Origin of the sequence: uncultured Thiohalocapsa sp., assembly GCF_913062725.1 — a bacterium.
Taxonomy (GTDB): Bacteria; Pseudomonadota; Gammaproteobacteria; order Chromatiales; family Chromatiaceae; genus Thiohalocapsa.
The window spans coordinates 22773-30230 of sequence record NZ_CAJXWY010000049.1 but is presented as its reverse complement, the minus strand read 5'-3'; the positions used below and the strand labels follow the sequence as shown (position 1 = coordinate 30230).

The window sequence follows — 7458 nt, the reverse complement described above, 5'->3', positions numbered from 1 at the left end:
GCCCCTCGGCGCGCCGGATCCGTTTCCAATACTGCCGGTAGGTGACACCGTCCTCGATCAGGGCCTGGAACACGCCGCGATACCCCAGCCGCTCGCCCGCCAGCAGGACGAACAGATGACCTTCGCCCAGCTTGGCCACCACCGCCTCGCCGGTCTCCCGGCAGGGGGCACACCAAGAGGCCGAGTAAAAGAACAAAACGACGCGGGTTTCCGTTTCCAGCTGAACCGGACGCAGGGTAAAGCGCTCCCCTTTGACGAGCGCAGGACGGGGGAGCTCGGTGCCCAGCGGATAGCCGAAGATGCTGCCGGCCGCGAGGACCGACAGCATCAATAATGCAGAATGGACGAAAGGCATGTTTAAAAATCGATCCGCGCACCGAGAATGAAGGTGCGGGGATAGCGCGGCCCGTAGATGTAGCCCGGGTCGCGATCAATTCCGGCCTCGTAATCCTCCTGATAGTCGTCGAAGAGGTTCTCGATGCCGGCCCGCAAGGTCAGGTCGATGCTGTCGTTGAGAGCGAAGGTCTTGCTGATACCCAGGTCGACCACGAAGAAGTCGGCGCTTTCTTCAACCGTTGCGGTTGATTCACGGGCCACTTCCATTTCTCCGGTCCACTTGATGGCGAAGTAGGCGTCGAAAAGGTCGTCATTGTCGTAAACCACCTGGAGGAGGCCGGACCAGTCCGGCACCTTGTTGTAGCGGTCGGAAAAGACGCCGGGAAAAATTTCCTGCTCCTCGTCGTAGCGGGACTGGCTGTAGGCGAGTCCGGCATTGGCGGACCAGTGCTCGTCAAAGCGGTAGGCCAGATCCAGTTCCAGACCAAAAATGGTCGAGCCCTCCGTATTGAAGCGCTCGATTTCCTCGCGGCCGTTCCGCTCGAGAAGGTGCTGATCTACCTGGCCGGCTTTGCCTTTACTGTCACGCCAGGTAAAGCAGGTGAGGCTGTGCGCTCGGTCTACCTGAAGAGCGCTGGCGTGCCCTGGTCGCCGGGGTTGGCCGCGTTGGCGGTGGAGCGCGTCCTGGATCTCGCCGCAGTGGTGATGCTCGCGGCGCTAGCATTGCAGATCTTCGCGGATCGGACGGTTCCCGCGCTGATCGTCATCGTCATCGTCGCTGGGCTGTTGTTGATGCTGACACGCCCAAGGATCGCTCGGCGCTTACTGGCCTGGTCGCCGAAGCGGGGCCGTTGGTTGCAAATCAGGAATGCAACCCTTTCACTGCTTGACAACGCTCGACTGCTGTTGGCGCCCAAGCGCTTACTTGGCGGCCTGCTGATTGGCTTGGTCGCTTGGGGCGCTGAGGCTTGGGGGCTCTACTTGTTGCTGGTCTGGCTGGATGTCGATATGGGCGCACTGCAGGCGATGGGTATCTATGCCATCAGCATGCTGGCCGGTGCATTGTCCTTTCTGCCGGGCGGGCTGGGCGGCGCTGAAGCGGCCATGGTGGCTTTGTTGGCTGCCGGCGGCGGCGCGACCTTTGGAACAGCCGTGCTGGCAACGGTGATCTGCCGAGCCGTGACGCTCTGGTTCGCAGTCATCCTTGGTCTGGTCGCGGTCTTCATCCTGGGCCGAGAAGGCAGCACCTGACGGGGCGGGCCGACTCAGCAATGCCGGCTATCTTGAGGGGATCGCGCCCGACGCAGACAGCAGTTCGTCGCGAAGGTCGGCCCTCGACCGCCGGTTAGTCCAAAACAGCGTATTTCGCTAGGAGATCGCGGCGGATGAAGGGGTGGCAGACGCACCGCAGAGGCGTTCCCTTGGGAGACGCGAAACTCCGGAAAATTTCGCATGCGGAAAAACCGATAGCAGGGAATTTCCTTGCATATCTAAAACAATGCTTTAAATTTGCAAGGATGACCAGCGTAGAAGTCGATGCTTCTCGACTGGTCTTTGAGCGCTCAGGCGATCGCTTGATTCCCCTCCTTCTCGATGACGGTCAAAAGCCGAAGTGCCGGCCCACCGGGGCGCTTCACGCCTCGCTCCCAGTCCGAGACCAGATTCTTGCTCACGTGGAGGTAACGGGCGAAGACCGGCAGAGAACGATGCTCGCGCTCGCGCAGAGCGCGGATGGCTTCGGGAGAAAGGGATTCGACCGGCGTCAGGCAGGCGTCGTCGAACGCGCGCATGGTCTGCTTGTCGATGGCGCCCACCTCATGGAGGGCCTCCATGGTTTCGTGGATCGAGGCCATCGCATCGCTACGCGTGGTGCTGATCGCACTCGATCTCGGCCCCGGACTGCGTCAGTCCGCAAACAGCTCGTCGAAGAAGGCTTGCATCCGCGCCCAGGAACGGGCGTCGGCCTGGGCATCGTACTGGAGATTATCGATGCCGTAGTCGCCGGCGTCCGGGTTGGTGAAGCCGTGGCGGGCGCCGCCGTAGATGTCCATCTCCCAGTTGGCGCCGGCCTCTTCGAGCTTGTTCTGGAAGTTGGTGACCACCTCCGGGGCGATGAAGCTGTCCGCCTGGCCGTGCAGCACCAGGATCTCCGGCGCGATCTTGCCCCAGGTCTCTTCGGGGGCGGCGGGCAGGGAGCCATGGAAGCTCACCACACCGAGCACGTCCGCATCGCCATAGGCCATCTGCAGCACGGTGCCGCCGCCGAAGCAGTAGCCGATGGCCGCTGTCTTGTCCGCATCGACATATTCGCTGGCCTTGAGCTGCTCGAGCCCCAGACCGGCGCGCTGGCGCCACAGTTCCACGTCGGCGGTGATGTACTGCATCCACTCCCGCGCCTGACTCGGTTGATCGGTGACCTGGTCATTGCCGTACATGTCGGCTGCGAAGGCCACGTAGCCCAGCGCCGCGAGCATCCGCGCGCGCTGCTGGGCGTAGTCGTTCAGGCCCCACCACTCGTGGATCACCAGCACGCCGGGGCGCTTGCCCTCGATGCTGTCGTCCCAGTACAGGTGACCGGTGAGGGGCACGTCCTCGTCCATGTAGTCGACGGCCTTCGTCTGTATCTCCGCCGTCGCCGTGATGGACATGACGCTCGCGGAAACAGTCAACAACAATGCAAGGAGGGTGCGCATGGTATGAGCTCTTTGGAGAATCGGGGCGTTGGATGTGGCGCTGGCGCCGTCACCACGGGTGGCGGTGCGGCTGGTGTTGTGTTGGTTAAAAAGCCATCTCCAGGTCATCCTGCACGGCGGCGACACCGGCCTTGGCGCATGCCTCGTCGGTCTCGCCGGCGGGGGCGCCGCTGACGCCGACGCCGCCGATGAGCGCACCGCCGGTGGTCACGGTGACGCCGCCGGCGGACATGACCAGGAAGTCCTGGCGGCCGACGGCGGTGTCGGCGCGCTCGGCGAGGGCCGAGGTGTCAGCGTTGAAGTTGACCGCGGTGTAGGCCTTTTTGTAGCTGATGGGCACGGTGATGGGGGCGGCGATGGTGTCGCGCAGCTGCACCTGCACCACTCCGTCGCGGTCCACCACGGTCACGCCGATCTGAATGCCCTGCTCGCGGCAGGCATCGATGGTGGCCTGGGCGATCTTCTGCGCGGTGCCGAGGGACATGCGCTTCACCGATACGGTCATGGGATCTTCGGCCAGCGCCGGCGCCGCGGCGCCGGTGAGCACGGCGGCCAGGGCGGCGGAGCGGATGTGCAGCTGACGGGTCATGCGGAAACTCCTCGTGCGAGTATCGTTCGAATTTGGTGGTGATGAGACACGGCATGCCACGGGCACATGGGCCCCAGCCCACCGCTCCCTCAAGATGGGCATGATTCCGCGTCCGCAAAGGGACATCGTCCGCAGCGGCCGGTCGGCCCCGCCGCCGGCGCCCGCGCTCGGCTGATCCGCGACAGCGGGGCACGCGCCGTCATCAGGCCCCTGATCAGCGCGCCGGATAGTGCTCCGCGACATAGTCATCCACCATCGCCTTGAACCGCTCGGCGATGCCGGCGCCCTTGAGGGTGGTCACCTTTTGACCGTCGATGTAGACAGGGGCGGACGGCTGCTCGCCGGTGCCGGGCAGGCTGATGCCGATGTTGGCCTGCTTGCTCTCGCCGGGACCATTGACCACACAGCCCATGACGGCCACCTGCATGGTTTCCACGCCGGGGTGGGTCTCGCGCCACACGGGCATCTGCGCACGCAAATAGCCTTGGATATCTTCGGCGAGCTCCTGGAACACCGTGCTGGTGGTGCGCCCGCAGCCCGGGCAGGCGGTGACCATGGGCGCGAAAGGCCGCAGGCCCATGGTCTGCAGCACCTCCTGCGCCACCACCACCTCGCGGGTGCGCGACTCGCCGGGTGCGGGGGTGAGTGAGACACGGATGGTGTCGCCGATGCCCTCCTGCAGCAGCACCGCCAGCGCCGCCGTGGAGGCGACGATGCCCTTGGAGCCCATGCCCGCCTCGGTCAGGCCCAGGTGCAGGGCGTGGTCGGTGCGCTCGGCGAGCATGCGGTAGACGGCGATGAGGTCCTGCACGCCGCTCATCTTGCAGGAGAGAATGATGTGATCCCGCGGCAGACCCAGCGCCTCGGCGCGCTGCGCGCTGGAGATGGCGGACTCCACCATGGCCTCGCGCATGACCACGTCGGCCTCTTTCGGCGACGGCGACTTCGCGTTGGCGTCCATCATGCGCACCACCAGCTCCGGGTCGAGGCTGCCCCAGTTGACGCCGATGCGTACCGGCCGGTCGTAGCGGCAGGCGATCTCGATCATGGTGGCGAACTGGCTGTCGCGCTTCTCGCCGCGGCCGACGTTGCCCGGATTGATACGGTACTTGGCCAACGCCTCCGCACAGGCCGGATAGTCCGACAGCAGCCGATGACCATTGAAGTGAAAGTCGCCGATCAGCGGCACGCCGATGTCCATGGCGTCCAAGCGCTCGCGCACCCGCGCGACGGCGGCGGCGGCGGTCTCGTTGTTGACGGTGATGCGCACGAATTCTGAGCCCGCCCGGGCCAGCTCGGCGCATTGGGCTACCGTGGACTCGATGTCCGCGGTGTCGGTGTTGGTCATGGACTGCACGCGGATCGGCTCGTCGCCGCCGACGCCGATGCCGCCGATCAGCACGCGCTGTGTGCTGCGCCGTCGGATGGGGGTTTGGCTGCTGGTCATGTCTTACCTCGGGTGTGATACGGCGAACGGCGGTCTCAGCCCATGCGCGAGTGCGAGGTAATCTGGGTGCTCCGGGCCGATGAGTCCATGGCGTAGCAGGAAGTCGATGATGACCAGATTGCAGTTGCGCTTGAAGTCATCACTGGTGTCGACGATGCGCATGACTTCGCGCACCGGTAACAGCTGAAATGACTCCACCTCGTCGTCGTTGCAGCGCGGGATGACGTCTTCCGGGAGCGCCAGGTCGTAGCAGTAGATGGTGTCGGGCTTGAGGCCGCGATCGGAATCACGGCAATAGCTGACGATGCCGACGGGGCGAGCGCGATCGGCGATGGCCGCCGGCAGCCCCGCCTCCTCCCAGCATTCTTTACGCAGGTTCTCGTGCAGCGAAATGCCCCAGGGCAGGCCGCCGGCGACCATGTGATCGAGCTTCCCCGGCGCCACCCGGCGGCTCTGCGAGCGCCGCCCGACCCACAGGTGGAGCCCATCGTCACGGCGCACATAGCCATTGAGGTGCTGGCCGAAGGCGCGAATGCCGAAATAAGGCGCCACCGCACGGTCCATCAGGAAGCGCGGCTCGCCGGCGGTATTCAGCACCGGATAGCGCTCGCCGTGGAGATGACTCACCAAGCCCCGGCGGTCGAGATCGGCGCTGAGCGCCGCGAAGGCCTCGACACGGGCGCCGAAGTCGGCCGGGGCCGTTTGCCAGTGCAGACCATCCGATGCGCGCACGAAGTCGGTGCCGAGGGCGGCCAAGGCATCGGCGAAGCGCCGCCGCACCAGTCCGAGCCGCTCGCCGCCCACCACAAAGGCCTCGAATGCGGCGGGCTCCCAGCGGTTACAGGCGTGGATGTGGTCGAGATATGACATTGGCGAAGGCGCGCGCGGCGGCGTGCGGCGACGAACGCGCCGGCCCCGCGGTCAACGCTCCTCCTGCTTCACACTGTCCCAGAGCCGCTCCATTTCGTCGCGATGCTCGGGCGCGGGTTGTTTGCCGGCGGCCCCCAGGCAGACCTCCACCCGCATGAAGCGGCGCTCGAAGCGGTGATTGGCGGCGCGCAATGCCTGCTCCGCATCCACACCCAAGTGGCGGGCCAGGTTGACGCAGGAAAAGAGCAGATCACCCACCTCATGCACCCGCTGCAGCGGATCGGCGTGGGCGCTGAAGGTCTCCTCGCACTCGGCGAGCTCTTCGCGGATTTTGGCGGCGACGCCGTCGGGGGTGTCCCAGTCGAAGCCGACGCGGGCGGCGCGCTTTTGCAGCTTCGCGGCGCGCACCAGGGCGGGCAGGGCCTGGGCCACGCCTTCCATGACGCTGGTGCGCAGGCGCCGACCCTTGGCCTCGCGCTCGGCGGCCTTCATGGTTTCCCAGTTCTCGCGCACCTCCGCTTCGCTCGCCACTTGTGCGTTGCCGAAGACATGCGGATGGCGGCGGATCATCTTGCCGGTGATGGAGGCCACCACGTCGCCGAAGTCGAAGGCCTCGTCCTCCTCGGCCATGCGTGAATAGATGGCCACCTGGAACAACAGGTCGCCGAGCTCCTCGCACAGCTCGGCCATATCGTCGTTCTCGATGGCCTCGGCGACCTCGTAGGCCTCTTCCAGCGTGAACGGCAGGATGGTGCGCGGGGTCTGCTCCAGATCCCAGGGACAGCCGTGCTCGGGATCGCGCAGCCGCGCCACCACGGCCAGAAGGGCTTCGATGCTGCGCGGGTCCATGGCGCGGGCATCGGGTGCGGGCGCATGCGGGGGTCGGTCGTGCGGATGGCTCATGGCGGCGGCGGAGTCTGCAAGCGGCGCAACCTTGGGATGGCCGGTGGGATTAGGGTCGGACCAGGGCATTGAACAGCACGCCCAGGACCACCGCGGCGATGCTGCCCCACTTCCAGTAGGCGATGGGGATGCCGATGACCTCGTCCGGCTTGGAACTGCCCGGGTCTTTGACGATCTGCCACAGGTGGGGCCCGGCGAGGAACCACGGGATGAACCCGAACATCACCGGCAACCCGATCCACAGCGGCAAGGGCTGGTTGATGTACACCAGCACCAGCAGCGCCGGCCACGCCACCAGGTAGCCCGCGGTCAGCTTGGCATCGAGCGTCTTCTCGCGGGTGAGCACGAACGCCAGCAGGGCGCCGACCGCCCAGGCCGTCGCGAGCAGGATGAGCACGATGCGCAAGGCGCTTCCTCCCCGTCACGTGGCGCTGCGGCGGCGCACAGGCGCTTTGGCGGCGGCACAACGGTCTGATTGGGTGATCCGACACGCGGCGGCGCCGGGGTCGGCATGATCGTTTGGGCGTCCGCAGGCCGGGTACTTACCGGGCGCGCGCGAGCACCGGAGCGCCACGCCGGTGACGCTGGCGTGCATGGTAACGAACGCGGCAGACACCGGT

10 protein-coding genes are annotated in these 7458 nt (G+C 66.0%); 1 reads left to right on the top strand and 9 read right to left on the bottom strand.

Annotation, left to right across the window (positions count from 1 at the left end; genetic code table 11):
* Nucleotides 1–355 (bottom strand): hypothetical protein (locus tag QZ588_RS13340; RefSeq protein WP_295543435.1); only part of this gene is annotated, 355 nt, incomplete at its 3' end.
* 2 nt (nt 356–357) lie between these two features.
* The gene (locus QZ588_RS13335; protein WP_295543437.1) at nt 358–807 is read right to left on the bottom strand and encodes a TonB-dependent receptor; all 450 of its coding nucleotides are present in this window, start codon (nt 805–807) and stop codon (nt 358–360) included.
* Between QZ588_RS13335 and QZ588_RS13330 the strand changes: the two genes are divergently transcribed.
* Entirely contained in the window at nt 784–1587 is an 804-nt protein-coding gene (locus QZ588_RS13330) for a lysylphosphatidylglycerol synthase transmembrane domain-containing protein (protein WP_295543434.1), read from the top strand. The two genes, QZ588_RS13335 and QZ588_RS13330, sit on opposite strands and share 24 nt — an antisense overlap.
* Nucleotides 1588–1898: 311 nt before the next feature.
* Here QZ588_RS13330 and QZ588_RS13325 read toward each other — a convergent pair whose 3' ends face one another.
* From QZ588_RS13325 to QZ588_RS13295, 7 genes are all read right to left on the bottom strand, one after another.
* A complete protein-coding gene (locus QZ588_RS13325) occupies nt 1899–2189 on the bottom strand; it encodes a DNA-binding transcriptional regulator (protein ID WP_295543433.1) in 291 nt (96 codons plus the stop codon).
* 51 nt (nt 2190–2240) lie between these two features.
* Nucleotides 2241–3029 (bottom strand): dienelactone hydrolase family protein, encoded by a 789-nt coding sequence (locus tag QZ588_RS13320; protein ID WP_295543432.1) that lies wholly within the window; start codon nt 3027–3029, stop codon nt 2241–2243.
* An 85-nt stretch (nt 3030–3114) separates the two neighbouring features.
* Complete coding sequence (locus QZ588_RS13315; protein WP_295543431.1) at nt 3115–3618, bottom strand: heme-binding protein; 504 nt, start codon at nt 3616–3618, stop codon at nt 3115–3117.
* A gap of 214 nt (nt 3619–3832) precedes the next feature.
* Nucleotides 3833–5065, bottom strand: a complete 1233-nt coding sequence (ispG, locus tag QZ588_RS13310; RefSeq protein ID WP_295543430.1) for a flavodoxin-dependent (E)-4-hydroxy-3-methylbut-2-enyl-diphosphate synthase — start codon at nt 5063–5065, stop codon at nt 3833–3835.
* A 3-nt stretch (nt 5066–5068) separates the two neighbouring features.
* Nucleotides 5069–5935, bottom strand: a complete 867-nt coding sequence (locus tag QZ588_RS13305) for a DUF4743 domain-containing protein (protein WP_295543429.1) — start codon at nt 5933–5935, stop codon at nt 5069–5071.
* Nucleotides 5936–5986: 51 nt separating this feature from the next.
* On the bottom strand, nt 5987–6784 hold the full coding sequence (gene mazG, locus QZ588_RS13300; protein WP_295543428.1) for a nucleoside triphosphate pyrophosphohydrolase: 798 nt from the start codon (nt 6782–6784) through the stop codon (nt 5987–5989).
* Between the two features lie 103 nt (nt 6785–6887).
* Nucleotides 6888–7235, bottom strand: coding sequence for a hypothetical protein (locus QZ588_RS13295; protein WP_295543436.1), 348 nt, complete (start codon nt 7233–7235; stop codon nt 6888–6890).
* Between the last annotated feature and the right edge of the window lie 223 nt (nt 7236–7458).